The following is a 25,091-nucleotide window of genomic DNA, read 5'->3' as shown; positions in this document are numbered from 1 at the left end:
GGTAACACTGACGAAAGGGGCGCGCGATGGCAAGCACAGACTGGGTAACGGTGCGCGGTGGCGGGGTGTTCGGTTTGGCCTGCGCCTATGAAATCGCCAAGCGCGGCGTGAAGGTGCGGTTGATCGAGCGCGCGCGGATCGGGGCAGGATCGTCTGGCGGCACGGTGGGGATGCTTTCGCCGCATGTGCCCGAGCAGTGGAACGCGAAAAAACAGTTCCAATTTGAAAGCCTCGTGATGGCGCAGGCGTATTGGGACGATGTCAAAGCCGTGGGCGGGCAGGATGCCGGCTTTGGCCGTGTGGGGCGGCTGCAACCCATCGCGAATGAAGCGGGCGTAGAACTGGCGCAAGCCCGTGCCGCTGGTGCCGCCGAACATTGGGGGGGCGATTTCATTTGGCGCGTCGCCCCGGTGGAAGACTTTGGGGATTTTGTTCCGGTGACGCCGACGGGGCTGGTGATCCATGACACGCTCTCAGGCCGTGCTTCGCCCCGCCGCGCGGGCGCTGCGCTTGCCGCAGCGATCGAGGCTTTGGGCGGAGAGGTAATCATCGGTGAGGCGGAAGAACGCGGCCCGGTGCTGCACGCCACGGGGCTTGCCGGGCTTGAGGAACTGACCGCCGCCTTTGGCAAAAGCGTCGGCAATGGGGTGAAGGGGCAATCCGCGATCCTTGCTCATGATGCCGGTCCGGTGCCGCAAATCTTTGCCGATGGGGTGCTGGTGGTGCCCCATGCTGATGGCACGGTGGGTGTGGGCTCCACGGCGGAGCGCTATTACGACGACCCGGAAAGCACCGATGATCAGCTCGAAGACGTTCTGACCCGTGCCCGCGCTTTGGTGCCCGCGCTGGAGGGGGCTGAAGTGGTGGAGCGCTGGGCCAATGTGCGCCCGCGTTCAGTGACCCGCGCGCCGATGCTGGGCGCGTGGCCGGGCCGCGAGGGGCACTTCATCGTCAATGGCGGCTTTAAAATCGGCTTTGGTATGGCCCCCAAGATCGCCGTGGTGATGGCCGATCTGGTGCTTGAGGGTGTGGATACGATCCCCGAAGGGTTCCGGGTCGAAGACAACCTTTAAAACGTCGGCGAGCCGCGCTTACCAACGGGTCAGCGCGGTCTCGTCGCTTTCTTTCGCTTCGACCCAAGCTGCGCCGGTGGCGGTGATTTCTTTCTTCCAAAACGGCGCGCGGGATTTGAGGTAATCCATCAAGAATTCCGCGGCTTCAAAGGCCGCTTGGCGATGCCGCGCGGCGGTGGCAACCATCATGATCGGCGCGCCGATCTCTAGCCGCCCATAACGGTGGATCACCAAAGCATCGGCCAAGGTCCAGCGGGTGCAAGCTTCCTCGACAATCGCGCCAATCGCGCGTTCGGTCATGCCGGGGTAATGCTCAATCTCAAGAGCTTGCATCTGCCCGGTGTCGTCGCGCACAAGCCCGGTAAAGCTGACCACCGCGCCCACATCGGCACGCCCTTGTCCAAAGCCCGCCAGTTCGGCGCTGGGGTCAAAGGCGGCGTCTTGAACAGCAATCCGCATCAGCCGCCCGTCATTGGCGGGAAAAAGGCAACTTCGCGCACGCCAGCGAGGGGGACGGAAAAGTCGGAAAGCTCTTGATCCAGCGCCACCCGCACGGCGGAGAGGTCGGCAAAAGCGGCCTCATAGCGCGGTTCGCGGGTTTTGAGTTCTGCGATTAGGTCTGAAACGGTCGCGGCTGTGGTTTCCACCTGTTCGCGCGGCACGCCAATGCGTTCGCGCAGCCAAGCGAAATAAAGCACCTCAACCATCTTTGTTCTCGCGCAAGAAGGGGAGCGATTTGCTGAAATAATCCCATCCGGTAATGGCCGTCAGAATTGCAGCAATCCAGATCAGGGCAATGCCCAAATGGTTCGCCAGATCGGCCAAGCCAAGCCCGGTGGGCAGATCGCCTTCGCCCGCACGTGGCGCACGGCCTTTGGCAAGGTAATCAAGCCCGGTGCCAAGGAACAGCGTGGCAATCGCGACCATCTGTGCCGTGGTCTTCCATTTCGCAAGTTTGGTGACCTTCAGCTTGCCCGCATCGGCGCCCATAAATTCGCGCAGGCCCGACACAAAGACCTCGCGGAACAAGATTACGGTGGCGGGCAAAATGAGCCACGGGTTCATGCCGGAATAGCCCGTCAGCACGACCAAAGCGATCACCACCATCGCCTTGTCAGCGATTGGGTCGAGCATCGCACCGAATTTGCTTTCTTGCCCCCAAGCGCGGGCCAGATAGCCATCAAACCAATCGGTGACAGCAGCGCCAATGAACAAAGTCAGCGCAAGCCAATCCGCCCAAGGACGGTGGAAATACAAAAACATCACCGCCACGCCGGGCGCGGCGAGAAGACGAAGCACCGTAAGAATATTCGGTAGGTTCCATTGCATGCGCGCACAGTATCCGCCGCCGCGCAGAAGGAAAAGAGGGGGAATCGCCTCAGTGTGTTGGGTCCACGTAATCGTGTGTGCGGCCTTGCCAATCGGTCACATGCCACAGGCCGGGCTCTGCGCCGGGGGTAAAGTGATCGGCGGTGATCGGCACCTTGCCAAAGCCGCCGGGGATGTCGAGCACATAGCTGGGCAGCGCTGCCCCACTCAGATGCCCGCGCAGGCTTGCGATCAGCGCGCGCCCCTCGGCAATCGTGGTGCGGAAATGGCTGGTGCCGGGGGCCAAATCGCAATGGTGCAGGTAATAGGGCTTTACCCGCAGATCTTGCAGGGCGCGGAAGAGGTCAATCAGCGCCTCGCGCGTGTCATTCACGCCCCGCAGCAGTACGGATTGTGACAGCAGCGGCACGCCCGCATCGACGAGCCGCGCAAGCGCCGCGCGGGCAGGCGCGGTAAGTTCTTGCGCGTGGTTGGTATGCACCACAATCCACACCGCCGGGCGCTGGGTGCGCAGAAGTTGGGCAAGCTCTGTGGTGATCCGCTCCGGTGCGACCGCGGGCACACGGGTGTGAAGGCGTATCGTGGTGATGTGTGGAATGGCGGAAAGCCGCACCAGCACCGCTTCAAGTCGCCGGGGCGACAGCGTCAACGGGTCGCCGCCTGTGAGGATAATTTCACGCAGCGCAGGCGTGGTGGCGATGTAGTCCAGCGCTTGCGCCAGATCTGCCTCGGGCAGGGGGCCCGTTTCGCCCACTGTTTCGCGCCGAAAGCAAAAGCGGCAATAGACATCGCAGGTTTTGGTGATGTGCAAAATCGCCCGGTCGGGGTAGCGATGCGTGAGCCCCGGCACCGGGGCGTGGGTGCTATCGCCGATCGGGTCGACCAGTTCCTCGGGCCGTGTGTGCAGCTCTGCCGCCGTGGGGACGAATTGCGCGGCCACCGCATCGCCCGGGCGCGCGATCGCGGCGCGCATCGCCGGGGTGATGCGGATGCGGAAGCTTTCCTCCACGCGGGCAAGCGCGGACAGTTCGGCCTTTTGCACAAGGCCTTCGTGCAAAAGCGCATCGGGGTGCGTGAGCGCAGGTTTGGGCGGCAGGGCGGTCATGGCGCGGCGCTACTTGGGCGCGCGCTTTCGGTCAACCCCGATCATTGAAGAAGTTCCAGATCGTCTCGGCCATTGCGGCGGAAATGCCGGGCACTTCCATCAGGTCATTCTGCCCCGCGCGGCTCACCGCTTTGGCCGAACCAAAATGCGCCAGAAGCGCGCGCTTGCGCGTGGCGCCGATGCCGGGGATTTCATCCAGCGGGTTGGCAAGCGTTGCTTTGGCGCGTTTTGCCCGGTGCGCGCCAATTGCCCAGCGGTGCGCCTCGTCGCGCAGGCGTTGGATGTAGTAAAGCACCGGGTCTTGGCGCGGCAGCGCCATTGGCCGCTTGCCAATGCGGTGGAATTCTTCCTTGCCCAGATCGCGGTCGATGCCTTTGGCCACCCCCACCATCGGCACGTCTTCGACGCCCAATTCGAGCATAATTTCATGCACCGCAGAAACTTGCCCCGCGCCGCCGTCAATCAGCAGAAGATCGGGCCATGCATCGCTTTTGCGCTCCGGGTCTTCGCGCAAGAGCCGTTCAAACCGACGCGTCAGCACCTCTTTCATCATCCCGAAATCGTCGCCCGGGGTGAGTTCGGAGTTCTTGATGTTGAACTTGCGATAGGCCGATTTCATCAACCCATCAGGCCCCGCTACCACCATGCCGCCCACCGCATGGGCGCCTTGGATGTGGGAGTTGTCATAAATCTCGATTCGCTTGGGCGGGCTTGGCAGATCAAACGCCTTGGCGACCCCGGCCAGAAGCTTCGCCTGTGCGGCGGATTCGGACATTTTCCGCCCAAGGCTTTCGCGCGCATTGCGCAAGGCGTTTTCGACCAGTTCCGCCTTTTCGCCACGCTTCGGAACGATCATCTCCACTTTGCGGCCCGCGCGGGTGGAGAGAAGATCGATCATCAGATCGTCGTCTTCGATGGCATGGCTCAGCAAGATCGTTTTGGGCGGTTCTTTGGCATCATAGAACTGCGCCAAGAAGGCTTCCAAAACCTCAGCCTCTTCCACATCTACCCCCGCGCGGGGGTAGAAATCGTGGTTGCCCCAGCTTTGATGCGCCCGAATGAAGAACACCTGCACGCAGGCTTGGCCGCCTTCCATATGCACGGCGATCACATCCGCCTCGGCCACACCGCGCGGGTTGATGCCTTGGCTTTGCTGCACTGTGGTCAGCGCGCCAATCCGGTCGCGCAACGCTGCCGCGCGTTCAAATTCCAGCGCTTCTGACGCCGCCATCATTTCGGCGGCGAGTTCTTTTTGGATGCTGGAGGTCTTCCCCTCCAAGAACCTTTGCGCATCGGCGACGGTGCGCCCGTAATCTTCTTCCGAGATTTTGCCGACGCAGGGGCCGGAACAGCGCTTGATTTGAAACTGCAAGCAGGGCCGGGTGCGGGAGGCAAACATCGAATCCGAGCAATTGCGCAGCAAAAAGGCGCGTTCCAAATGACTCAGCGTTCGGTTTACCGCGGCCGCGCTCGCAAAGGGGCCAAAATAGGCGCCCTTTACGCTACGGGCGCCGCGATGCTTGCGGATCATCGGGAACGGGTGATCTTGCGCGATCAGGATATAGGGGAAGCTTTTGTCGTCGCGCAAAAGCACGTTGTAGCGCGGCTTGAGCTGCTTGATCAGGTTCTGTTCCAACAGCAGCGCTTCCGTTTCGGTGCGCGTGGTCAGGAACATCATATAGGTGGTTTCAGAGATCATCCGCGCGATCCGGGCCGAATGCCCGGTGGTGCGCGCATAATTTGAAACCCGCGCTTTCAGATTGCGCGCCTTGCCGACGTAAAGAACCTCTTGGGCGGCGTTCAGCATCCGATAGACCCCCGGCGAGCCATCCAGCCGGGTCACATAATCGGCGATCAGCGCATGCCCTTTGAGCCGCGGTTCTTGCGGCGATGCAGCGTCATTCGGGGGGAGATCAGCGTTGCTCATGTCGAGAGTGTGATTCTGCCTGCGGCTGCAATCTTACAGGGGGGAGTTCAAGAGAAAAGCTGTCCACGGAATCTGTGGATAACCTTGTTGGAAAACTTTGGGGATGCGCGATTTTCCGTTGAATCCGGCCCATTTTCACGTCCTGCCTGTTTTTTGAGCGATTTTGCAGGGCATTGAAAAATAAAGATAAAAAATTTCGGCTAAGGCAAGTGACTGAAAAAATTAGGACTTTTGTAACTTTTTCCTGACGCTTTGCGCTCAGGTGGACAACTCCGGCCCCGTCGCAAAAAATGCCCCATGCGCAACTCATCTTTAAGGCGAGTTCAGGTGAAGGATCTGCCCCATGACGCTAGTCGCCACTGAGAGGAAAGACAGCGCCTGCGCGAGCGATTCTGCGCGCTCCAATTGTGCAGGATGGGGCTGTGATGGTTCCCATGCAGATTGCCATGGCGCGGGTTCGGGGCGGCGGGAGCCCATATGCAGCGCATTGAGCCGCAGATCTGGCGCATGGGCGAGGGCTTCAGCCTGAAGAACACCCGCTAGGGTTGTGGCGCTGCCCGCGGGCATCAGCCAAATCGCCAGCACCTGCGCGCGCAGATCTTGCCCAACTTTGGCTGCGGGGGGCGGGGCGATCCGGGCGAGTTCTGCTTTGGCGGTTTCTGCATCGGGGGCGTAAAAAATCCAGAGCGGCGCGGCAGGCGCGGTCTCTGCCGACACCCCCTCGACCCCGATTTGCGCAAGCGCTTCGGTCACGGTGCCAGAAAGCTCGTCGGGAAGATTGGCAAGAACGGCTTTCATGCCACGCCCCCAGACAGACCGAACCACAGCAAAACGACCGTGTAGAGCACATAGCCCAAAAGCAGCACGATGCCGGAGCCGCGCCCAATATCGCGCCGCCAAAAGACAAAGGGCGCAAGCGCCAGCGTGGCTGCCAGCATCACCCATAGATCGAAGCGCAGCATTTCATCGGGCACCGGCATCGGGGCAATGACTGCCGTGGTGCCCAAAATGGCCATCAGGTTGAAAATGTTCGAGCCGATCACATTGCCCAAAGCCACATCGGCCTGTTTGCGCATGGCGGCGACGACCGAGGTCACCAGTTCCGGGAGCGAGGTGCCAATGGCGACGAGCGTCAGCCCGATCACCGTTTCGCTAAGCCCGGCGATGCGGGCCACAGCCACGGCGCCATCCACCAAAAGGTCCGCGCCAATCGCCAAGCCAATAAAGCCCACGCAGATGAAGCCGATGATCTTCCACCACGCCATATGTGGATCGCCCAGATCATCTTCAGGCGGTCGGGCGTTGCGATGCGCGCGGGCAGAGCGAACATTGTCCCACAAGATCAAGATCAACCCGCCCAAAAGCACGAGCCCCTGCCAGCGCCCAATCGTGCCCATGAAGGCGAGCCCAATCACCAAAACCGATGCGGCCAGCATCATCGCATAGCTGCGCCGCGTGTCGATTTGGCTGGAGTGGATGACTGCAATCAGCGCGGGCAGGCCCAAAATCACCAGCATGTTGACGACGTTGGAGCCGACCACATTGCCAAGCGCAAGGCCCGGCTGGCCGCCAAGCGCGGCATTGACCGAGACCAGAAGTTCTGGCGCGGAGGTGCCAAAGGCAACGACCGTCAGCCCGACAATCAGCGATGGGATGCCGAGCCGCAAAGCCAAGGCGACAGAGCCTTTGACCAAAAACTCCCCCGCGCCGAGCAGCAACAAAAGGCCCGCCAGAATCTTCACGATGTCGATCAGCACTCAGGCATCTCCGTTTCGGGTGCAGGGGCAGGGGCCCGGTCCAATTTTGGGGCGCCCGCAGCGAGGGCAGCTTTGGTTCAGGCGCGGGCGCTTTGGCCCCGGCAGGCGGAGGCGGCCAAACAGCGCCAGCGCCACCATGGCAACCAAAAAGAGCGACATGATTTTGATCAGCATGCGCCTAAAGCCCAAACCGTGCCCACAAGGCACGTTCCTCAGCAGCACTTACAAGCGCTTGCGCGGCTTCTGCCGAGAGGCTGGCGCGAAAGCGCCGCAAAAGCGAGCGGCGCTGGCCATAGGGCACGAGCTTGACGTCTTCCCCGTAAAGCTCGCGCAGTTTTTGCAGCGGATGGGCGACCCCGTCGATCAGCCCGCTTTGAAGCGCGCGCGTGCCGGTCCAAAACTCGCCTGTGAACAGGTCTTGGTCTTGCGCGAGCTTGTCGCCGCGCCGCTCGGTCACCCATGCTTTGAAGCCGCGGTGAATGTCTTCAAGAAGCCCTTCGAGCCGCGCAACATCTTCGGGCTTTTCGGGTTTGAACGGGTCGAGTGTGCTTTTTGACGTGCCTGCAGTATGCACGCGCCGCTCAATCCCATAGCGCGCGATCAGATCGGCAAAGCCAAACCCGGCCGAGATCACGCCGATGGAACCGATGATCGAGGCTTCATCGGCCCAAATGTCATCTGCTGCGCAGGCGAGCCAGTAGCCGCCCGAAGCCGCCACATCTTCCACAAAGGCGTGAACAGGCAGGCCCGTTTCTTCGGCAAAATGGCGAATGCGCCGCCCAATCAGCGAAGATTGCACGGGCGAGCCACCCGGCGAATTGATGATCAGCGCCACCGCCGCAGGCTTGCCTTTGGTGAAGGCGCGCTCAATCAGCGGCGCAAGCCCGGCGTCGGACAGGCCTGAGGCACCGGGGCGCACCGCGCCAATGGCACCATGCAGCCGGATCACCGCCACTTTCGGCGGGCGCGACAGGAAGGGAAGCTTGGGAAGGCGAGGCATATCCATGCGCTCGATGTAGGCGCTGGTCGGCACAGGGGCAAGCGGGCAAGGGCGAATTAGGCGCGGCGTTTCTGTGTATCGGATTTCGTTTCCCGGCGATGGGGTGTCGGAAATCGTCTTGCCAGATGCGACGCTTCGTCTCAGTCTTGGCGCCGGGAGGACCACATGACCGATTTAGCGCGCCTGCGCGCCATCCTGACGGCCCACGAAGGCCGCGAGGGGGCGCTTTTGCCGATCCTGCATGACGTGCAGGCAGACTACGGACATATCCCCGATGCCGCGCTGGAGCCGATTGCGAAAGCACTGCGGTTGAGCCGGGCAGAAGTGGCGGGGGTTGTGGGCTTTTATCACGATTTTCGGCGCAGCCCGGCGGGCAAGCATGTGATCAAACTTTGCCGCGCCGAGGCCTGTCAGGCGATGGGCGGGGACGGCGTGCAAGCGCGGCTTGAAGCAGCGCTGGGGCTCAAGCTTGGGGAAACCAAGCACGACATCACTTTGGAAGCGGCTTATTGCCTAGGCCTGTGCGCCTGCGCGCCCGCGGCGATGGTGAATGACGCGCTCGTCGGGCGGCTCGATGATGCAGCGGTGGATACGATAGCGGCGGAGGTTCGGGCATGAAAATCTGGGTGCCTTGCGATGCCGCAGCCAAAGCCTGCGGCGCCGAACGTGTGGTGGCTGAAATCACCGCGCAAGCGGCCGCGCGCGGCGTGTCGGTCGACATTCGCCGCAACGGCACGCGCGGCATGGTGTGGCTTGAGCCGCTGGTTGAGGTCGAAACCGAGGCCGGGCGGGTGGGCTTTGGCCCGATGACGCCAGCCGATGTGCCTGCCCTCTTTGAGGATCTGGCGGCTCATCCCAAAGCGCTGGGGCTGGTCGAAGAGATTCCCTTCTTCAAGCGCCAGACGCGGCTTACCTTCGCGCGTTGTGGCCGCAATGAGCCGTTGTGCCTTGATCAATATGAGACGACCGGCGGCTGGGATGGGCTGCGCAAAGCGCTCGCCATGACGCCCGCCGAGGTGGTGGAAGAGATCATCTCCTCTGGGCTGCGCGGGCGCGGTGGTGCGGGTTTTCCCACCGGGATCAAATGGCGCACGGTTTTGGGCGCCGCGGCGGATCAGAAATACATCGTCTGCAACGTGGACGAGGGCGATAGCGGCTCTTTCGCCGACCGGATGTTGATTGAAGGCGACCCCTTCTGCCTGATCGAGGGGATGGCGGTTGCCGGGCACGCGGTCGGCGCAACGCGCGGCTATGTCTACATTCGCTCCGAATACCCCGATTGCATTTCTGTGATGCGCGCGGCGATCATTTTGGCCGAGCAATCAGGCATTCTGGCGGAGGCGGGCTTTTCGCTGGAGGTGCGCGTCGGTGCGGGGGCCTATGTCTGCGGCGAAGAAACCGCGATGCTGAACTCGATCGAGGGCAAACGCGGCACGGTGCGCCCGAAACCGCCGCTGCCCGCGCTCGAAGGGCTTTTTGGCAAGCCGACGGTGGTGAACAACCTCCTTTCGCTCGCCGCTGTGCCATGGATTTTGGCGCATGGCGGCGCGGCATATCAAAGCTACGGCATTGATCGGTCGCGCGGCACGATCCCGCTGCAAGTGGGCGGCAATGTCAAATATGGCGGACTTTTCGAAACCGGCTTTGGCATCACCTTGGGCGAGTTGGTGATGGATGTCTGCGGCGGTACCGCCTCGGGCCGTCCGGTCAAAGCGGTGCAGGTGGGCGGGCCTTTGGGCGCCTATCACCCGCAAGCCGATTTCGACCTGCCGTTCTGCTATGAACTTTTCGCCGGGCAAGGCGGGCTTGTGGGGCATGCGGGGCTCGTGGTGCATGATGATCGCGCCGATATGCTTAAACTCGCGCGGTTTGCGATGGAGTTTTGCGCGGTGGAAAGCTGCGGCACCTGCACGCCGTGCCGCATTGGCGCGGTGCGTGGCGTGGAAACGCTTGACCGGATCGCGGCAGGCGATGCCGCCGCGCTGCCCCTGCTCGATGACCTTTGTGATACGATGAAATACGGATCGCTTTGCGCTTTGGGCGGCTTCACCCCCTATCCGGTGCAAAGCGCGATCCGCCATTTCCCGCAAGATTTCCCCGTGCTGAGGGAGGCCGCCGAATGAAAGACCTGATCATTCCCCCGCTTGATTGGACCCAAGACATGGGCACGCCCGCCCGCCACGGCGCGCCGGTGACGCTGACGGTCGATGGTGTTGAGGTCACCGTTCCGGCGGGCACCTCGGTCCTGCGCGCGGCGGCTCAAGCCGGGATTTCGATCCCGAAGCTTTGCGCCACAGATAGTGTGGAGCCAGTCGGCTCGTGCCGCCTGTGTATGGTGGAAATTGAGGGGATGCGCGGGATGCCCTCGTCTTGCACCACGCCGGTGGCGGCGGGGATGCAGGTGCATACGCAAACCCCGCAGTTGCAAAAGCTGCGGCGTGGTGTGATGGAGCTTTATATCTCAGATCACCCGCTCGATTGTTTGACCTGCGCGGCGAACGGCGATTGCGAATTGCAAGATATGGCGGGGGCGGTGGGCCTGCGCGAGGTGCGCTACACCAAGGGCGAGAACCACTTTGAGGTGCGCCAAGGCGGCGAGGCAAACCCCTGCTACATCCCGAAAGACACCTCAAACCCCTATTTCAGCTACGATCCCGCGAAATGCATTGTCTGCATGCGCTGTGTGCGGGCTTGTGAAGAGGTTCAGGGGACTTTCGCGCTGACGGTGGATGGCCGGGGGTTTGAGGCCCGCATCTCGCCCGCAGCCGATAACTTCTTGGCGTCTGATTGTGTTTCGTGTGGTGCCTGTGTTCAGGCTTGCCCCACCGCGACCTTGGTCGAAAAATCGGTTGAGGAAATCGGCACGCCGGAGCGCAAAGTGGTCACCACCTGCGCCTATTGCGGCGTGGGCTGTAGCTTTGAGGCCCATATGCGCGGCGAGGAATTGGTGCGCATGGTGCCGTGGAAGGGCGGCGCGGCAAACCGGGGCCATAGCTGCGTGAAGGGCCGCTTCGCCTATGGCTATGCCACGCACCGCGACCGGATTTTGAAACCGATGATCCGCGAAAAGGTCTCCGATCCTTGGCGGGAAGTCAGCTGGGAAGAGGCGCTTGGCTTTACTGCTGCGCGGCTCAACGCAGCGCGCGCAACGCATGGGGCCGATGCGCTGGGCGTGATCACCTCGTCGCGCTGCACCAACGAAGAAACCTATCTGGTGCAAAAGCTGGCGCGCGCTGTTTTTGGCACCAACAACACCGATACCTGCGCGCGGGTGTGCCATTCGCCCACCGGCTACGGGCTGAAGCAGACCTTTGGCACCTCGGCGGGCACGCAAGATTTTGACAGCGTCGAAGATACCGATCTGGCACTGGTGATTGGCGCGAACCCGACCGATGGCCACCCGGTCTTTGCCTCGCGGCTGCGCAAGCGGTTGCGGGCTGGCGCGAAGCTGATTGTCGTTGACCCGCGCCGGATCGACCTTTTGGAAACGCCGCATATTGGCGATAGCTGGCACCTGCCACTGCGCCCCGGCACCAATGTGGCCGTTCTGGTCGCGCTTGCGCATGTGATCGTCACCGAAAAGCTTTATGACGCCGCTTTTATCTCGGAGCGCTGCGACGGTGATGAATGGGCCGATTATGCTGAGTTTGTCTCCAACCCCGAATATGCACCCGAAGCGGTCGAAAGCCTGACTGGCGTTCCGGCGGATACGTTGCGAGAAGCCGCCCGGGCCTATGCGGCGGCCCCCAATGCGGCGATCTACTATGGCCTTGGCGTGACCGAACATTCCCAAGGTTCGACCACCGTTATTGCGATTGCCAACCTTGCGATGATGACGGGCAATATTGGCCGCCCCGGCGTGGGGGTGAACCCGCTGCGCGGGCAAAACAACGTGCAGGGCTCGTGCGATATGGGCTCTTTCCCGCATGAATTGCCGGGTTATCGCCACGTGGCCGATGACGCCGCGCGCAGCCTTTTTGAAAAGGCTTGGGGGGTGGCGCTTTCTTCTGAGCCCGGTCTGCGCATCCCGAACATGCTCGATGCCGCCGTGGCGGGGCAGTTCAAGGCGCTTTACGTGCAGGGCGAAGACATCCTGCAATCAGACCCCGATACCCGCCATGTGGCGGCAGGGCTGGCGGCGATGGATCTGGTGATCGTGCATGACCTGTTCCTGAACGAGACCGCCAATTACGCCCATGTCTTTTTGCCCGGCTCTAGTTTCTTGGAAAAAGACGGCACTTTCACCAATGCCGAGCGGCGCATCAACCGGGTGCGGCGTGTGATGCGGCCTAAGAATGGCTATGCCGATTGGGAGGTGACGCAGCTTTTGGCCAATGCGCTGGGGGCGGGCTGGGCTTACACCCATCCGCGCGAGATCATGGCCGAGATTGCCGCGACGACGCCTGGCTTTGCCAATGTCACCTATGAGATGCTGGATGCGCGCGGTTCGGTGCAATGGCCCTGCAATGAGGCAGCGCCCGAAGGCTCGCCCATCATGCATGTCGATGGTTTTGTGCGCGGTAAGGGGCGGTTCATTCGCACGGCCTATTTGCCCACGGATGAGCGCACCGGCCCGCGCTTCCCGCTTTTGCTCACCACCGGGCGGATTCTCAGCCAGTATAACGTGGGCGCGCAAACCCGGCGCACCGAAAACGTGGCGTGGCATGCGGAGGATCGGTTGGAGATTCACCCGACAGATGCCGAAAACCGTGGCATTCGCGAAGGCGATTGGGTGCGGGTGGCGTCCCGCGCCGGGGAAACGACCCTGCGCGCGACGGTGACGGATCGGGTGAGCCCCGGTGTTGTTTATACCACCTTCCACCACCCCGATACGCAAGCCAATGTGGTCACCACCGACAATTCGGATTGGGCGACGAACTGCCCCGAATATAAGGTGACGGCGGTGCAGGTGGCGCCCTCCAACGGGCCCTCGGCATGGCAGGAAGACTACACTGCCCAAGCCACGGCTGCGCGGCGGATTGAGGCGGCGGAATGAGCCTGCCGCCCGGCGCGGTTGAAATTGCTCTGCCCTCGGGCGGGGCGGCTGTGTTGGCCGAAGAGGTGCCGGTTGCGCTTGTGTTCGAGGGCGTGACGCAGGCGGTGATGATGGCAACGCCCGCCGATTTGGACGATTTTCTGCTGGGCTTTGCGCTGACTGAGGGGCTGATCACAGCCGCTGCGGACCTTCAGCGCCATGAGGTTGTGGAGCATCCACGGGGGCTTGAGGTGCGGGGCTGGCTTTCGGCCCCGGCGGCAGAGCGTTTTCGGGCGCGGCGGCGCGCGATGGCGGGGCCGGTGGGCTGCGGGCTTTGCGGGATTGAAAGCCTTGAAGAAGCGCTGCGTCCGTTGCCGAAGGTTGCGCCAGCTGGGCGGTCAGGCTTATCGCTGCAAGCCCCTGCTGCAGTGGCAGAGGCCGCGCTTGCTGCTTTGCGTGCGGCCCAGCCCTTGCAAGATGCGGTGCGCGCCAGCCATGCGGCGGGCTTTTGGGCCGAGGGTCAGTTGATTTGCGCGCGCGAAGATGTGGGGCGACACAATGCGCTTGATAAGCTTGCGGGCGCTTTGGCGTTTGGCGCGATGGACCCCGCACAGGGCGCTATCGTGATGACCTCGCGCCTCTCTGTTGATTTGGTGCAAAAGGCCGCGATGATTGGCGCAGGCGCGCTGATTGCGCCTTCTGCCCCAACCGCTTTGGCGGTGGCCGAGGCGCAAGCGGCGGGGCTTGCCCTTATTGCCCGCGGCCCCGATGGCCCGACCCTGTTTACACGTTTTGAGGAACCGGCATGAGCGATGAAAAACTGATCCGCATGGCCAACCAGATCGCCGCCTTTTTCGCGGTGCAACCCGCCGACCGGGCCGAGGGCGTGGCCGCGCATATTTCGGACAATTGGGCCGCGCCGATGCGGGCGGCGCTGCTGGCGCATATTGCGGCGGGCGGTGCTGGGCTCGATGCGCTGGTTGTTGATGCCGCGCCGCACATTCGCCCGGCGGGCTGACAGTTCCCTTAGCGCCCCTGTATCCGCTCGATATAGGCGCGCAGTTCTTCGGCCTCATGGCGGGCATCGCGCAGCCCGTCCATTGCCGCGCGCAATTCTGCCTCGGTCTGGTTGATCTGGTTCACCAACTCAGATTCGCGCGCCTCGACATAGGCAATTGCCTGATCGCGCACATCCTCTGCCTCATGCAGCGCTTGGGCCATTTGCTCCAATTCGCCCATGTCCGCCGCGGTGACGCGGGTCAGGCGATGGATCAGCCAAGAGGCAAACCAGCCAAGGCAGAAAGAGAGGAAAAGGATGATCGCCGTGGCGATGACGAATTCGGTTCTGTTCATGCGCGGCTCTCCTCAGTTTCCAGCCGGGCCAAGGCCTGCGGGGCGCGGTTTCGGGCGCCCGGGCGACTCGGCCGCGGGACGGACGGGAATTTCAATTTCCGGTTCGGCGGTTTCTTCAGGGGCCGCTTCTGCGGGGGCGGTCTCGGTGGCCGGTTCGGCGGCCTCTGTCGTCTCTTCCACCTCGGTCACAACGTCTTCGGGGGCGGTGTCTTCCGGGCTTTCGGCGGGCGCGACCTCTTCCACAACCTGCGCATCTTCTGCAGGTGCGGCCTCTTCGGTTGCCTCGGCGGCTTGCTCGGTCACGGGGGCGCTGTCATCGGCAATAGAGGTCTCAGCTTCAGGGGCAAGACCCTCTTCGTCCGCCTCTGGCATCGGCTCGCCATGCGCGTCTTCCATCGGCGCTGCGTCCTCAATCGCGCTCTCATCAAGCATCTCTTGGGGCGGGTCTTCGGTGGGTTCTTCGGCATCAAGCGCGCCTTCCGACAAAGGCAGGATGACCGGCTCAGGGACATTCACAGGTTCCGCATCTAGGAGCACAAATTCGATTCGGCGGTTCGCTTCACGCCCCTCTTCGGTCTCATTGTCGGCAATGGGCCGGGTTTCGCCATAGCCTTTGGCGGTCAGATTACCCACCAACACACGGCGCGCGCGCAAGGCGTCCAGCACCGCCTCGGCGCGGTTTTGGCTCAGCCGCAGATTGCCCTCTTCGCCGCCTTGGCTGTCGGTATGGCCCGCCACTTCCATGCGGAAGTCTTGGCATTGCTTCATGATCCGGGCCAGCGCATCCAGTTGCGGTGCGTTATCTTCCGGGATCTTTGCGGAGGCGGGCTCAAAGGTCACTTTGCTGGCGGTCAGGATCGCGTTGAGCTTGGCCACACATTCGGGCCCATCGGGCAGCGCGAGCGTTTCATCCAGCCGTTGGTCATATTTTACCGACAGCTCAATCCGCGCGTCCTCCCCTAAGCGTTGGGAAAGGATGCGCGCGGCCTTGTCGGTGGCTTGCTTGTCGCCCGTCAGACCGCTCAGGCGGATCAGTTGCGGGGTGACGGTGACCGAGCCGCTGTTGAGCATATCAAGCGCTTCCAGCGCGGTCATGGTGCGCAGCGGCCAGCCTTGCGGCAGATCGGCATCGACCAAGGTTGCTGCATAAATCGCATCGGCCCCGAACTGGGCGCGGGCGAAACTCTCAAGCGCCTCGCGCGAGCGTTCTGAACTGACCCGACCGCGCAGTTCGACCCGCCCATCTTCGCCCAAAAGCGCGGTAAATTCCGGCACAGACCCGGCAGCCTCCGCCTTTTTCGTCAGTTCCGCCTTGAGCGAGAAAACCGGGGGCAGGTTCGATTCCAATTCGCCCACGATCTTGTCGTAGCTGGCTTGGGCGACAGTATCGGCGGCAACGAGCGAGATATCGGCATCGGAAATCGTCACCGTTCCGGCGCCAAGTTCGCCAAGCGCGCCCAAAGCCATGCCCACAGCCTCGCCCCATTGCGGCGAAGGCGCGCCCATGCCCACGGTGCAATCGAGATCCCCCATCGCGCCCGCTTTGCGCGCGGCGGTCAAGATCGTGGCCCGGCTGCGGACAGTATCGGCCGAGCAGGCATCAAACCGCGCGCCCTCGTCATCAATCAAGAAGCGCAGGGTGAACGGGGTAATCACCGGGCGGGGGGCAGAAATCTTCGCATCCAGCCGCACGCCAGAAGGGCGGCTGCGGTTCAATTGCGCCTCAACCGCGGCCTTTTCCTCGGCGCTGTCCGTGATGGCCTCTACGCCCACAGCGCCGGGGTCGATCGACACTTTGGCGCGGGGCAGCTTTTCCAGCGTGGCAATGCCGAATTCAAAAGCCGGGCTCCAGCCCTTTGGCACGGGATATTCAGCGCTTTCGAGCATGTCGGTGACATTGCCCTCACCCGCCAAGGCGGTGAGCCGCTTCATCAGAGCTTCGCGGTCGGTCCCTTTGGGCACGAGGCCGATCAGCGAAATGCCCTCGTCATTGCGCAGCAATTGCAACGAAAAATCGGGCGGCGCGATCGCCTTGGCCACCACGGCATCTGTGTTGTCGACGATGCGTGAGCTGTCGACCACGGTCGAGACGAGCGTCACCGTGCGAAACCGCTCCGCTTCAGAGGGGGCGGTGCCGAGCAAGATCACTTGCAACCCGTCGGTATGCACCTGCGCCCAAGAATGGCCATTGGCCTCCAGCACAAGGCGCACCGCTTTACGCGAGCGTTGCTCAATGATCGTCGCCGAGCCACCCGCAATGAATGCGCAAAGCACCAGTGCAGACACGAAAGCGGTGGCGGTCAAGGCTGTGGTGCGGGCGCGCATGGATCCTTGGTCTCCTCCCCTTGGGGTGGAACCGTCTTAAGGGTATGAGATTGCAGGATCAATCAAACGATTGCCGAACCGGCAAGAAACAGCGCAGCCAAAAGGCCCGTGTTGCGGCTTTTGCGGAAGAGATCGAGGCAGATATCGGCATTGTCGATATCCAGCTGCCGCAACTGACCCAGCATGTGCCAGCCCATCGCCCAAGGGGCGGCAAGGCCGATCACCAGCACCAGCGGGTTGCCGAGCGGCAAGAGCGCCAGCAGCACCGAACCGGTCATCAAAATCACCGTGAGCACAAGGAACAGGCCCAGCCAGCGCGGGGTATTGGTGCCAAAGAGCCGCGCGGTGGATTTGACGCCAATCAGTGCATCGTCTTCCTTGTCTTGGTGGGCATAGATCGTGTCGTAAAAGAGCGTCCAGACAAGGCCCGATAGGTAAAGCAGCACCGCCGCCCAAGACAGGCTGCCGGTATGCGCCACCCAACCCAAAAGCGCGCCCCAGTTGAAGGCAATGCCCAAAAAGACCTGTGGCCACCATGTGAAGCGCTTGGCGAAGGGGTAAATCGCCACCGGGGCGAGGGCGAGCACGCCCATGCCAATGGCGGCCCAGTTGAAGGTGAAGAGGATGAGCGCGGCAACGCCGGTTTGCAGCACCATCCAGCCGAGCGCTTGCTTCACCGTCACTTGGCCCGAGGGAATCGGGCGAGAACGAGTGCGGGCCACTTGGCCGTCAAAATCGCGGTCGGTGATATCGTTCCAGGTGCAGCCTGCGCCACGCATCAGGAATGCGCCAATCGCGCAACCAATCGCCAGCCACAGATCAAAGAGCCGCAGCCCATCGGTCGCCGCAGCAAGCGAAATGCTCCACCAGCAGGGCAGAAGCAGAAGCCATGTGCCAATGGGGCGGTCGGCGCGCGACAGCCGCAGATAGGGCCGAGAAAAGGCGGGGGCCGTGTGGTCCACCCAATTGCCACGATAGGCATCGGCCACTTGGCCCGTGATCTGCGCCTCTGGCGTTTCGCTGTTGCCGGTCATAAATTCGCCCCATGGAACGTGCCAAGATACGACTCTGTGTAGAGCACCCGCTGGGGGAGGGGCAAGCCGTGCCCCTGAACGCCGATCAGGCGCATTACCTGTTTTCGGTGATGCGGCTTGCTGTTGGCGCGCGGGTGGCGCTCTTTAATGGCCGCGATGGCGAATGGACGGCTGAGGTGGTTGAGGCGGCAAAAAAGGCGGGTTCTTTGCGCTGCCTTGGACAAGCCGCGCCGCAGTTGAACCCACCTGATCTGTGGCTGATCTTTGCGCCGATCAAGAAAGAGCGGACCGATTTCATTGTCGAGAAAGCCGCCGAGTTGGGCTGTGCGAAAATCTTGCCCGTGCAGACAGAATTCACCAATGCATCACGCATCCGGCAAGACCGTTTGCAGGCCCATGCTTTGGAAGCGGCGGAGCAATGCTTGGGGACTTATGTGCCCGAAGTCAGTGACTTGCAGGCATTGCAGGCCCTTCTGAAAGGTTGGGATCCGGCGCGCCGCATCCTATGGGGCGATGAATCTTTGGTTGGCCCGGCGCAAACTTTGGCGGGGCTGACCCCCGGCCCTTGGGCGATTTTGGTGGGGCCGGAAGGCGGATTTTCTGAGGCAGAGCGGGCGCAATTGCGCGGGCTTGATTATGTTACCCCGGTCTCTTTGGGGCCGCGTATTTTGCGGGCCGATACCGCCGCTTGCGCCGCGATCACCTTGTGGCAATCGGCCTTGGGGGATTGGATGTGATCCGCCCAGAGCTGCGCGATCACCTAACCCATCATCGTGAGACCTATATCGCAGGGCTATGCGTGGCGGGGTCAGCATGGGTGGGAACGCGCGGCGGTTGGTTCCTTGCGGCAATCGGCCTCGCCCTTGGTGTGGTCTGCGCGGTCTGGATGTTGCTCGCGTGGCGGCGCACCCGTTTTGCCCGCCCGGTCTCTGAACCCGGTCTGGTCGATCTCGATGAGGGGCGTATTGGCTATTATGGGGCCGGAGGTGCGGTGCTGGGGGGCTATATCGCGCTTGAGGATTTGGCAGAGATTCGGCTCCTTTCGTTGCGCGGGCAAAAATTCTGGCGGCTCAAGGCCGCAGATGGGCAGGCGCTTTTGGTGCCGGTGGCTGCATCTGGCTCGGAAAAGCTCTATGATGCTTTCGCAACGCTGCCGGGCATCGAGATGGGCGCGCTCACTGCGGCGCTTTCTTCGAGCGCCACCGCACAAAGCCTGTGGCGGCGGCGCGTCTGATCTGCCTTGACTTAGGTCAGGTCAAAGGCCACCTGTGACACCGACACAACAAGAGGTGCCTCCCCATGTCTATTCCCCAGCAGGGCGGCGGCCCGATCGAGGATTTCGCGCAACTGGCGGAATACTTGGCTTCGGGCGAGAAACCCAAAAAAGACTGGCGCATCGGCACCGAGCACGAGAAATTCGGCTATTGCAAAGATGCGCTGAAGCCCTTGCCCTATGAAGGCCCGCGCTCGATCCGAGCGATGCTTGAAGGGCTGGCGCAGGTCTTTGACTGGGAGCCGGTGCTTGAAGACGGCCATATCATCGGGCTTGTGCGCAATGGCGCCAATGTCAGCCTTGAGCCGGGCGGGCAGTTGGAGCTTTCGGGCGCGCCGCTCGAAAACCTGCACCAGACCTGCCAAGAGGTGAATGAACACCTGACCGAGGTGCACCGCATCGCCGACCGGATTGGCGCGCGGTTCATTGGCCTTGGGGCGGCGCCCGAATGGTCCCATGAAGAAATGCCGATGATGCCCAAGGGCCGCTATCGGTTGATGACGAGCTACATGGACAGCGTCGGCACCATGGGCAAAACCATGATGTATCGGACCTGCACGGTTCAGGTGAACCTCGACTTCGCGTCCGAGGCTGACATGGTGCAAAAAATGCGCGTGGCTTTGGCGCTGCAACCGGTTGCGACGGCGCTGTTTGCGAACTCGCCCTTCCTTGATGGCAAGCCCAATGGGATGAAATCGTGGCGCAGCCACATCTGGCAAAACTTGGATGCCGCGCGCACGGGGATGCTGCCGTTCTTCTTTGAAGATGGCATGAGCTATGAACGCTATGTGGATTACGTGCTCGATGTGCCGATGTATTTCGTCTACCGCGACGGCAAATACATCAATGCGCTGGGCCAAAGCTTCCGCGACTTCTTGAAGGGCGAGTTGCCCGCGCTGCCGGGCGAAAAGCCCACGCTGTCGGATTGGGCGGACCATCTGACCACCGTTTTCCCCGAAGCGCGGGTGAAGAAATACATCGAAATGCGTGGGGCCGATGGCGGCCCGTGGCGGCGGCTTTGTGCGCTGCCCGCGCTTTGGGTGGGGCTGATGTATGATCAAAGCGCGCTCGATGCGGCTTGGGATCTGGTCAAAGGCTGGGATGAAGAGACCCGCGAGGGGCTGCGCCGTGTGGCCGCGAAAGATGCGCTGCAAGGTGAGGTGAATGGCATCAAGATGCATGACCTTGCCCGCGAAGTGGTGGCGATCTCCAAATCGGGCTTGGCCGCGCGCGGTATTGCAGGGGCGGGTGGTCTGATCCCGGATGAGACCTATTTCCTCAACGCGCTGGAAGAGAGCATAGACACCGGCATGGTCCCTGCCGACAAGCTGTTGGAGAAATACCACGGCCATTGGCAGGGTGATCTGAGCCGGATTTACGGCGAATACAGCTACTAAGAAAAAGGGGGCCGCTGGGCCCCCTTTGTTTTTCTGATTACGGCAGCGGCGGCGGGCCACCATTGGGCGAGGCGCCAAATTGGTTCGGCCCTTGTTGCGAGGGCTGAACGTAGAAGAACAAAAGCACCAACCCGCCAATCAGCGGGATCAGCCCAATCAAGATGAACCAGCCCGATTTGCCGACATCGTGCAAACGGCGCACGGTGACGGCGAGCATCGGCAGGACCATTGCCAAGCTAAAAAGCACCGTTAGCGGGCCGCCGTTCGACTGCCACTCATATCCGCCATCCACATGGCTGACTTCACCAATCCCAAAAACAGCGGTTTCAATGGTGGCCAGCACCACAGAAACAAGGAAGAAGAACAGGATAAACCACCAAAATTCCGAGCGCGGCGCGCGGCCTCTGAAAGTGGCGTAATTTCGAAGACAGGTTTTGACGGCACTGATCAAATTCATTTCGGCCTCCCAGCAAAAACACCCTTATCAGGCGCCGGTAGGCTGTAGAAATCAACCCTTCTTGCCGATTTTTGGCTCCGTGCCTGCGAAGATGCGGGCGATATTGGCGCGGTGACGCCAGAAGATCAGCACCGCCATCAGCGCGCAAATCGGCATCAACATCTGATCGGACATCGCCCAAGCAAGCGGGACCGAAGCCGCCGCAGCGACCAAAGCCGATAGCGACGAAATCCGCCCCACGGCGGCGGTGATCAGCCAAACGCCGCAAGCCGCAAGGCCGAGAACCCAATGCAGCGCGATCAAGGTGCCAAGGAAGGTGGCGACCCCTTTGCCACCACGAAACTTGAGCCAAACCGGGTAAAGGTGGCCCAAAAAGGCCGCGCCGCCCGCCACGATGGCCGCGGTTTCATTGCCCAAGATGAGCCGCGCCAGCAGCACGGCCACAGCCCCTTTGGCGCCATCCAGCACCAGCGTTGCGGCCGCGGCAGCTTTGTTGCCGGTGCGCAGCACATTGGTGGCACCAATATTGCCCGAGCCGATCTGGCGAAGATCACCGAGCCCCATCAGCTTGGTGATCACCACCCCAAAGGGCACGGAGCCCAGCAGGTAGCCCAAGCCTGCCACTGCCAGCAGCAGCGCCGCCCCCGCATGAAGATCTGCCATCACCCCTCGCTCGTCTCTTATGAGTCTTTATTGCTCCACCTGCCCGAAAACCTGCACCCCACCGACGAAAGTGGCAAGCACCTTCCCGCTGAGGCGCGCCCCGTCAAACGGGGTGTTCTTGGATTTCGAGGCAAGGGCGAAGCGGTCCAGCACAAAGGGTGCATCCGCATCAAAAAGTACCAAATCGGCCGGTGCACCCTCGCAAATACGGCCTTGCGGCAGACCCATCAGCTTGGCCGGGTTCAGCGAGAGCGCGCGGAAAAGTTGCGGCAGGCTGAGGCTGCCCGCGTGATAAAGCCGCAGCGCGGCGGGCAGGAGCGTTTCAAGCCCGACTGCACCCGCAGCAGCCTCTTCAAACGGGAGCCGCTTGCTTTCTTCATCGGCGGGCGTGTGCATGGAGCAGATGATATCAATCACCCCTTCCGCTACCGCCTGCACCACGGCAAGCCGGTCATCTTCAGACCGCAAAGGCGGGGTCATTTTGAAGAAGGTGCGGTAATCGCCCACGTCGAATTCATTCAGCGTCAGGTGATGGACGGAAACCCCGGCGGTCACCTTCAGCCCATTGGCCTTGGCGCGGGCCAGCGCGGGCAGGGCGCGGGCGGTGGTGATTTGATCGGCGTGGTAGCGCACGCCCGTCATCTCGACCAAGGCCATATCGCGGTCAAAGCCCATCCGCTCGGCCATGGCCGAAACGCCCGGTAGGCCGCGCAGGCTGGCGAATTTGCCCGAGGTCGCGGCAGCGCCTTTGGAAAGCCCCGGCTCTTGCGGATGGCAAATCACCAGCGCACCAAGGCTTTTTGCGTAGGTAAAGGCGCGCGACAGCACCTTTGTATCGGTGGTGACATGGTCAAAATCGGTGAAAGCCACCGCACCGACATCCATCAAAAAGCCGATCTCTGTCATTTCGCGGCCTTCGCGGCCTTTGGTGAGCGCCGCCATATGGCGGATACGCACCGGGGCCTCTGCAGCGCGGCGCGTGACGAATTCCAGCACCTCGGGCGTGTCAATCGCGGGGGAGGTGTCGGGCCGGGCGATCACCGTGGTCACACCGCCTCGCGCCGCTGCTTGGCCTGCGGTACGAAAGCTTTCGCGGTGCCGTTCGCCCGGTTCGCCGATCTTCACACCAATATCGACAATGCCGGGGGCAAGACATTTGCCACCGCAGTCAATCACCTCAGCGCCCGCAGGGGCCTGCATCTGGCCGATGGCCGCGATGATCCCACCATCAATAACAAGGTTGGCCTCGGTTTCCGTTTGCGCCTCAGGGTCGATCACACGGGCGTTTTGCAAAAACAGGGTCATTGAAGCGCCTCCCGGGCGTGTTTCATCAGCGCAAAGACCTCGGGGGCCTGTGCGATATCAAGAAAGCCGATATTCTTGGTGGAGTAGCCGTTTTTCGTTTTTACCCGTTTCGTGGCAAAAATCACATCGCCCGCCTTGTCACCGCCGCCAAGCCGGATCGGCATATCCGCCGTGATCGGATAGGTGTCGAGGATCTTGCCCTTCCACCAATGCCGCCGCGCGATATAGGCCGCGCGGTCGGAGAGCGTGAACCACGTGTCGCGCAGCCGCATCCGCTCATCCAGAATGGCCACCGTGACGAAACCCGCGCCCACCGAGAAATGGATCAGCCCGAACATCCAAGCAAAGCCGCCATCTTGCGCGGCCATGATCATCCAAAAAAGCGCAAAGCCCGCAAAGAAGGTGCCGAAAAGCGAGGTGAAGATCAGCTTGATCCATTTGATCCGGCGCACCGGCTTGCCGCGCCACAAGATGCGCTCCCCCGGCTGCATGATCCCTTCCCAGCCTTCGGGCACGGCATTCGAGGGCGTTTCAGGCTCCACTTGCGGAAGCGGCGGCGGGGGCTCGTGTAAAACCACGGGCTCTTTGTCGCGCTCAGCGCGTGGGAGCGGGCGCGGCGGTCTCATTTCACCACCTTCGCGCGGCGGGTCTTGGCCGCTTCGATCGCGGTGACCACGGGGGCGGCATCTGCCAAATGGCGGATCAGATGCTTGGCCCCGGTTTTGGTGACGATCTGCACATCGCCCATCAGCGAGCGCACCGTCTCAATTTCCAAAAGCATCACCTGCCGCCCTTGCGGGCCAATCAACCGCCGGTCGGTGAGTTGCCAGCGCCGCGCAAACGCTTCGGACCGAAAGTAGATCGCGCGCAGCGCCATGCCGACGATGATCGCAATCACCGCAACCAGCACCTGATCGTATTTTTCGAGCCATATCAGCACCGCCGAGACCAGCACCGCGCCAATACCGCCCAGAACAAGGTGGTCGTAATAATACCGCCGCTGATCCGCCAAGAAGATCTGCGCGACACGCTCGCCCGGCTCCAGCGGCAATTCGCTGTCTTTGCCGGGGCGATAGTTTAAAACCTCGTCGCGCTGCATTTTAGACATCGGTGCCCGCCTCCAGCGCGGCGCGGCCCCGTTCGGCGCGCAGATTTTGCGCCAGAAGGTCCATCACCGCCATCCGCACGGCGACGCCCATTTCCACCTGTTCCTGGATCACAGAGCGGTTGATGTCATCGGCAATCGTGCCATCAATCTCCACGCCGCGGTTCATCGGGCCGGGGTGCATGACGATGGCGTCATCTTTCGCATAGGCGAGCTTTTCCGCGTCCAGCCCATAGCGGTGGAAATATTCGCGCTCAGACGGAATGAACCCGCCATCCATCCGCTCGCGTTGCAGTCGCAGCATCATCACCACATCGGCGTCGCGCAGCCCTTCGCGCATGTCTTGGTAGACCTCTGCCCCGATATTGTCGAAGCCAGAGGGCATCAGCGTTGGCGGGCCAATCAGGCGCACGCGGTTTTCCATTTTGCCGAGAAGCAGCAGGTTGGAGCGGGCCACCCGGCTATGCGCGACATCGCCGCAAATCGCCACGGTGAGCCGCTGAATGCGGCCCTTGGCGCGGCGGATCGTCAGCGCATCCAATAGCGCCTGCGTCGGGTGTTCGTGCTTGCCGTCGCCCGCGTTCACCACCGCGCAATTGACCTTTTGCGCCAGCAGATCAACCGCGCCCGAGGAACCATGCCGCACCACCAGCAGGTCGGGGTGCATCGCGTTGAGCGTCATCGCCGTGTCAATCAGCGTTTCGCCCTTTTTCACGCTTGAGGTCTGCATCGACATGTTCATCACATCGGCCCCAAGCCGCTTGCCCGCCAGTTCAAAACTGGACTGGGTGCGGGTGGAGTTTTCAAAGAACATGTTGATCTGCGTAAGCCCCGCCAAGGCATCGGTGCGTTTGACCGTGCGGCGGTTCAAATCGACATAGCGGTCGGCAAGGTCGAGGACGGTGCGAATATCCTCGGGGGAGAGGTGCTCGATCCCCAGAAGATGGCGGGCGCGGAAAGCCATGACTTCCTCCGATGTTGTCGGGCCTGCTTATGGCAAAAGGGGGGGCGTG

General features: G+C 62.2%; 26 protein-coding genes. 9 read left to right on the top strand and 17 right to left on the bottom strand.

Annotated features, from left to right (window positions below; all coding sequences use genetic code 11):
• Nucleotides 1–26 precede the first annotated feature (26 nt).
• Nucleotides 27–1,073, top strand: coding sequence for an NAD(P)/FAD-dependent oxidoreductase (locus BW967_RS04970; RefSeq protein WP_076483930.1), 1,047 nt, complete (start codon nucleotides 27–29; stop codon nucleotides 1,071–1,073).
• Between the two features lie 18 nt (nucleotides 1,074–1,091).
• Here BW967_RS04970 and BW967_RS04965 read toward each other — a convergent pair whose 3' ends face one another.
• The 8 genes from BW967_RS04965 to BW967_RS04930 all read right to left on the bottom strand — a co-directional run bounded on the left by BW967_RS04965 (nucleotide 1,092) and on the right by BW967_RS04930 (nucleotide 8,191).
• Nucleotides 1,092–1,532: a molybdenum cofactor biosynthesis protein MoaE gene (locus BW967_RS04965; RefSeq protein WP_076483929.1), complete on the bottom strand. Its 441-nt coding sequence runs from the start codon at nucleotides 1,530–1,532 to the stop codon at nucleotides 1,092–1,094.
• Nucleotides 1,532–1,780 carry a molybdopterin converting factor subunit 1 gene (gene moaD, locus BW967_RS04960; protein ID WP_076483928.1) on the bottom strand — a complete coding sequence of 83 codons (249 nt, stop codon included), beginning with the start codon at nucleotides 1,778–1,780 and terminating at the stop codon, nucleotides 1,532–1,534. Before moaD ends, BW967_RS04965 begins: the two co-directional genes overlap by 1 nt.
• Nucleotides 1,773–2,402, bottom strand: a complete 630-nt coding sequence (gene pgsA, locus BW967_RS04955) for a CDP-diacylglycerol--glycerol-3-phosphate 3-phosphatidyltransferase (RefSeq protein WP_076483927.1) — start codon at nucleotides 2,400–2,402, stop codon at nucleotides 1,773–1,775. Before pgsA ends, moaD begins: the two co-directional genes overlap by 8 nt.
• Nucleotides 2,403–2,451: 49 nt before the next feature.
• The gene (locus BW967_RS04950; RefSeq protein WP_076483926.1) at nucleotides 2,452–3,507 is read right to left on the bottom strand and encodes a lysine-2,3-aminomutase-like protein; all 1,056 of its coding nucleotides are present in this window, start codon (nucleotides 3,505–3,507) and stop codon (nucleotides 2,452–2,454) included.
• A gap of 31 nt (nucleotides 3,508–3,538) precedes the next feature.
• Entirely contained in the window at nucleotides 3,539–5,434 is a 1,896-nt protein-coding gene (uvrC, locus tag BW967_RS04945; protein ID WP_076483925.1) for an excinuclease ABC subunit UvrC, read from the bottom strand.
• Between the two features lie 312 nt (nucleotides 5,435–5,746).
• Nucleotides 5,747–6,232 carry a hypothetical protein gene (locus BW967_RS04940; protein ID WP_076483924.1) on the bottom strand — a complete coding sequence of 162 codons (486 nt, stop codon included), beginning with the start codon at nucleotides 6,230–6,232 and terminating at the stop codon, nucleotides 5,747–5,749.
• Complete coding sequence (locus tag BW967_RS04935; RefSeq protein WP_108188608.1) at nucleotides 6,229–7,185, bottom strand: calcium/sodium antiporter; 957 nt, start codon at nucleotides 7,183–7,185, stop codon at nucleotides 6,229–6,231. Before BW967_RS04935 ends, BW967_RS04940 begins: the two co-directional genes overlap by 4 nt.
• 184 nt (nucleotides 7,186–7,369) lie before the next feature.
• Nucleotides 7,370–8,191, bottom strand: coding sequence for a S49 family peptidase (locus BW967_RS04930; RefSeq protein ID WP_394329251.1), 822 nt, complete (start codon nucleotides 8,189–8,191; stop codon nucleotides 7,370–7,372).
• Nucleotides 8,192–8,356: 165 nt separating this feature from the next.
• On the opposite strand from BW967_RS04930, the gene BW967_RS04925 reads away from it, so the two are divergent.
• From BW967_RS04925 to BW967_RS04905, 5 genes are read left to right on the top strand one after another with little or no spacing between them, the layout of a single operon-like run.
• On the top strand, nucleotides 8,357–8,809 hold the full coding sequence (locus tag BW967_RS04925; protein ID WP_076483923.1) for a formate dehydrogenase subunit gamma: 453 nt from the start codon (nucleotides 8,357–8,359) through the stop codon (nucleotides 8,807–8,809).
• Nucleotides 8,806–10,314, top strand: a complete 1,509-nt coding sequence (locus tag BW967_RS04920; RefSeq protein WP_076483922.1) for a formate dehydrogenase beta subunit — start codon at nucleotides 8,806–8,808, stop codon at nucleotides 10,312–10,314. The genes BW967_RS04925 and BW967_RS04920 overlap by 4 nt, the downstream gene beginning before the upstream one ends.
• Entirely contained in the window at nucleotides 10,311–13,187 is a 2,877-nt protein-coding gene (gene fdhF / locus BW967_RS04915; RefSeq protein ID WP_076483921.1) for a formate dehydrogenase subunit alpha, read from the top strand. The genes BW967_RS04920 and fdhF overlap by 4 nt, the downstream gene beginning before the upstream one ends.
• A complete protein-coding gene (fdhD, locus tag BW967_RS04910) occupies nucleotides 13,184–13,975 on the top strand; it encodes a formate dehydrogenase accessory sulfurtransferase FdhD (protein WP_076483920.1) in 792 nt (263 codons plus the stop codon). The genes fdhF and fdhD overlap by 4 nt, the downstream gene beginning before the upstream one ends.
• A complete protein-coding gene (locus tag BW967_RS04905) occupies nucleotides 13,972–14,184 on the top strand; it encodes a formate dehydrogenase subunit delta (protein ID WP_076483919.1) in 213 nt (70 codons plus the stop codon). Before fdhD ends, BW967_RS04905 begins: the two co-directional genes overlap by 4 nt.
• Before the next feature lie 8 nt (nucleotides 14,185–14,192).
• Here the strand turns inward: BW967_RS04905 and BW967_RS04900 are convergent, their stop codons facing one another.
• The 3 genes from BW967_RS04900 to ubiA all read right to left on the bottom strand — a co-directional run bounded on the left by BW967_RS04900 (nucleotide 14,193) and on the right by ubiA (nucleotide 17,878).
• Nucleotides 14,193–14,519 (bottom strand): hypothetical protein, encoded by a 327-nt coding sequence (locus BW967_RS04900; RefSeq protein ID WP_076483918.1) that lies wholly within the window; start codon nucleotides 14,517–14,519, stop codon nucleotides 14,193–14,195.
• Between the two features lie 12 nt (nucleotides 14,520–14,531).
• Nucleotides 14,532–16,844 carry an OmpA family protein gene (locus tag BW967_RS04895; RefSeq protein ID WP_076483917.1) on the bottom strand — a complete coding sequence of 771 codons (2,313 nt, stop codon included), beginning with the start codon at nucleotides 16,842–16,844 and terminating at the stop codon, nucleotides 14,532–14,534.
• Nucleotides 16,845–16,906: 62 nt separating this feature from the next.
• Nucleotides 16,907–17,878 carry a 4-hydroxybenzoate octaprenyltransferase gene (gene ubiA, locus BW967_RS04890; protein ID WP_076483916.1) on the bottom strand — a complete coding sequence of 324 codons (972 nt, stop codon included), beginning with the start codon at nucleotides 17,876–17,878 and terminating at the stop codon, nucleotides 16,907–16,909.
• A gap of 11 nt (nucleotides 17,879–17,889) precedes the next feature.
• Here ubiA and BW967_RS04885 point away from each other — a divergent pair, with 11 nt between their 5' ends.
• The 3 genes from BW967_RS04885 (at nucleotide 17,890) to BW967_RS04875 (ending at nucleotide 20,548) form a co-directional block, all read left to right on the top strand.
• Complete coding sequence (locus BW967_RS04885; protein ID WP_076483915.1) at nucleotides 17,890–18,615, top strand: 16S rRNA (uracil(1498)-N(3))-methyltransferase; 726 nt, start codon at nucleotides 17,890–17,892, stop codon at nucleotides 18,613–18,615.
• The gene (locus BW967_RS04880; protein ID WP_076483914.1) at nucleotides 18,612–19,112 is read left to right on the top strand and encodes a hypothetical protein; all 501 of its coding nucleotides are present in this window, start codon (nucleotides 18,612–18,614) and stop codon (nucleotides 19,110–19,112) included. The genes BW967_RS04885 and BW967_RS04880 overlap by 4 nt, the downstream gene beginning before the upstream one ends.
• Before the next feature lie 65 nt (nucleotides 19,113–19,177).
• Nucleotides 19,178–20,548, top strand: a complete 1,371-nt coding sequence (locus BW967_RS04875; RefSeq protein WP_076483913.1) for a glutamate--cysteine ligase — start codon at nucleotides 19,178–19,180, stop codon at nucleotides 20,546–20,548.
• Nucleotides 20,549–20,585: 37 nt separating this feature from the next.
• Here BW967_RS04875 and BW967_RS04870 read toward each other — a convergent pair whose 3' ends face one another.
• The 6 genes from BW967_RS04870 to BW967_RS04845 are packed head-to-tail and all read right to left on the bottom strand — an operon-like array spanning nucleotide 20,586 to nucleotide 25,042.
• Nucleotides 20,586–21,005, bottom strand: a complete 420-nt coding sequence (locus BW967_RS04870) for a DUF805 domain-containing protein (protein ID WP_076483912.1) — start codon at nucleotides 21,003–21,005, stop codon at nucleotides 20,586–20,588.
• Between the two features lie 51 nt (nucleotides 21,006–21,056).
• Complete coding sequence (gene plsY / locus BW967_RS04865) at nucleotides 21,057–21,668, bottom strand: glycerol-3-phosphate 1-O-acyltransferase PlsY (RefSeq protein WP_076483911.1); 612 nt, start codon at nucleotides 21,666–21,668, stop codon at nucleotides 21,057–21,059.
• 27 nt (nucleotides 21,669–21,695) lie between these two features.
• Entirely contained in the window at nucleotides 21,696–22,973 is a 1,278-nt protein-coding gene (gene pyrC / locus BW967_RS04860) for a dihydroorotase (RefSeq protein ID WP_076483910.1), read from the bottom strand.
• Nucleotides 22,970–23,599 carry a hypothetical protein gene (locus BW967_RS04855; RefSeq protein WP_083951943.1) on the bottom strand — a complete coding sequence of 210 codons (630 nt, stop codon included), beginning with the start codon at nucleotides 23,597–23,599 and terminating at the stop codon, nucleotides 22,970–22,972. The genes pyrC and BW967_RS04855 overlap by 4 nt, the downstream gene beginning before the upstream one ends.
• On the bottom strand, nucleotides 23,596–24,081 hold the full coding sequence (locus BW967_RS04850; protein ID WP_139327797.1) for a hypothetical protein: 486 nt from the start codon (nucleotides 24,079–24,081) through the stop codon (nucleotides 23,596–23,598). Before BW967_RS04850 ends, BW967_RS04855 begins: the two co-directional genes overlap by 4 nt.
• A complete protein-coding gene (locus BW967_RS04845) occupies nucleotides 24,074–25,042 on the bottom strand; it encodes an aspartate carbamoyltransferase catalytic subunit (protein ID WP_076483908.1) in 969 nt (322 codons plus the stop codon). Before BW967_RS04845 ends, BW967_RS04850 begins: the two co-directional genes overlap by 8 nt.
• Nucleotides 25,043–25,091 lie beyond the last annotated feature (49 nt).

Origin of the sequence: Rhodobacter aestuarii, from assembly GCF_900156655.1 — a bacterium.
GTDB classification, from domain to species: Bacteria; Pseudomonadota; Alphaproteobacteria; order Rhodobacterales; family Rhodobacteraceae; genus Rhodobacter; species Rhodobacter aestuarii.
The sequence above is the reverse complement of the archived record's forward strand: the minus strand, read 5'-3'. Positions and strand labels throughout refer to the sequence as shown.

Coding starts and splice junctions, on each gene's coding strand:
- BW967_RS04920 (WP_076483922.1), top strand. CDS start 8,806: ATGAAAATCTGGGTGCCTTGCGATGCCGCAGCCAAAGCCTGCGGCGCC.
- BW967_RS04940 (WP_076483924.1), bottom strand. CDS start 6,232: ATGAAAGCCGTTCTTGCCAATCTTCCCGACGAGCTTTCTGGCACCGTG.
- fdhF (WP_076483921.1), top strand. CDS start 10,311: ATGAAAGACCTGATCATTCCCCCGCTTGATTGGACCCAAGACATGGGC.
- BW967_RS04895 (WP_076483917.1), bottom strand. CDS start 16,844: ATGCGCGCCCGCACCACAGCCTTGACCGCCACCGCTTTCGTGTCTGCA.
- pyrC (WP_076483910.1), bottom strand. CDS start 22,973: ATGACCCTGTTTTTGCAAAACGCCCGTGTGATCGACCCTGAGGCGCAA.
- BW967_RS04930 (WP_394329251.1), bottom strand. CDS start 8,191: ATGCCTCGCCTTCCCAAGCTTCCCTTCCTGTCGCGCCCGCCGAAAGTG.
- uvrC (WP_076483925.1), bottom strand. CDS start 5,434: ATGAGCAACGCTGATCTCCCCCCGAATGACGCTGCATCGCCGCAAGAA.
- BW967_RS04970 (WP_076483930.1), top strand. CDS start 27: ATGGCAAGCACAGACTGGGTAACGGTGCGCGGTGGCGGGGTGTTCGGT.
- BW967_RS04845 (WP_076483908.1), bottom strand. CDS start 25,042: ATGGCTTTCCGCGCCCGCCATCTTCTGGGGATCGAGCACCTCTCCCCC.
- moaD (WP_076483928.1), bottom strand. CDS start 1,780: ATGGTTGAGGTGCTTTATTTCGCTTGGCTGCGCGAACGCATTGGCGTG.
- BW967_RS04965 (WP_076483929.1), bottom strand. CDS start 1,532: ATGCGGATTGCTGTTCAAGACGCCGCCTTTGACCCCAGCGCCGAACTG.
- pgsA (WP_076483927.1), bottom strand. CDS start 2,402: ATGCAATGGAACCTACCGAATATTCTTACGGTGCTTCGTCTTCTCGCC.
- BW967_RS04850 (WP_139327797.1), bottom strand. CDS start 24,081: ATGTCTAAAATGCAGCGCGACGAGGTTTTAAACTATCGCCCCGGCAAA.
- BW967_RS04905 (WP_076483919.1), top strand. CDS start 13,972: ATGAGCGATGAAAAACTGATCCGCATGGCCAACCAGATCGCCGCCTTT.
- plsY (WP_076483911.1), bottom strand. CDS start 21,668: ATGGCAGATCTTCATGCGGGGGCGGCGCTGCTGCTGGCAGTGGCAGGC.
- BW967_RS04885 (WP_076483915.1), top strand. CDS start 17,890: ATGGAACGTGCCAAGATACGACTCTGTGTAGAGCACCCGCTGGGGGAG.
- BW967_RS04950 (WP_076483926.1), bottom strand. CDS start 3,507: ATGACCGCCCTGCCGCCCAAACCTGCGCTCACGCACCCCGATGCGCTT.
- ubiA (WP_076483916.1), bottom strand. CDS start 17,878: ATGACCGGCAACAGCGAAACGCCAGAGGCGCAGATCACGGGCCAAGTG.
- BW967_RS04875 (WP_076483913.1), top strand. CDS start 19,178: ATGTCTATTCCCCAGCAGGGCGGCGGCCCGATCGAGGATTTCGCGCAA.
- BW967_RS04870 (WP_076483912.1), bottom strand. CDS start 21,005: ATGAATTTGATCAGTGCCGTCAAAACCTGTCTTCGAAATTACGCCACT.
- BW967_RS04925 (WP_076483923.1), top strand. CDS start 8,357: ATGACCGATTTAGCGCGCCTGCGCGCCATCCTGACGGCCCACGAAGGC.
- BW967_RS04855 (WP_083951943.1), bottom strand. CDS start 23,599: ATGAGACCGCCGCGCCCGCTCCCACGCGCTGAGCGCGACAAAGAGCCC.
- fdhD (WP_076483920.1), top strand. CDS start 13,184: ATGAGCCTGCCGCCCGGCGCGGTTGAAATTGCTCTGCCCTCGGGCGGG.
- BW967_RS04900 (WP_076483918.1), bottom strand. CDS start 14,519: ATGAACAGAACCGAATTCGTCATCGCCACGGCGATCATCCTTTTCCTC.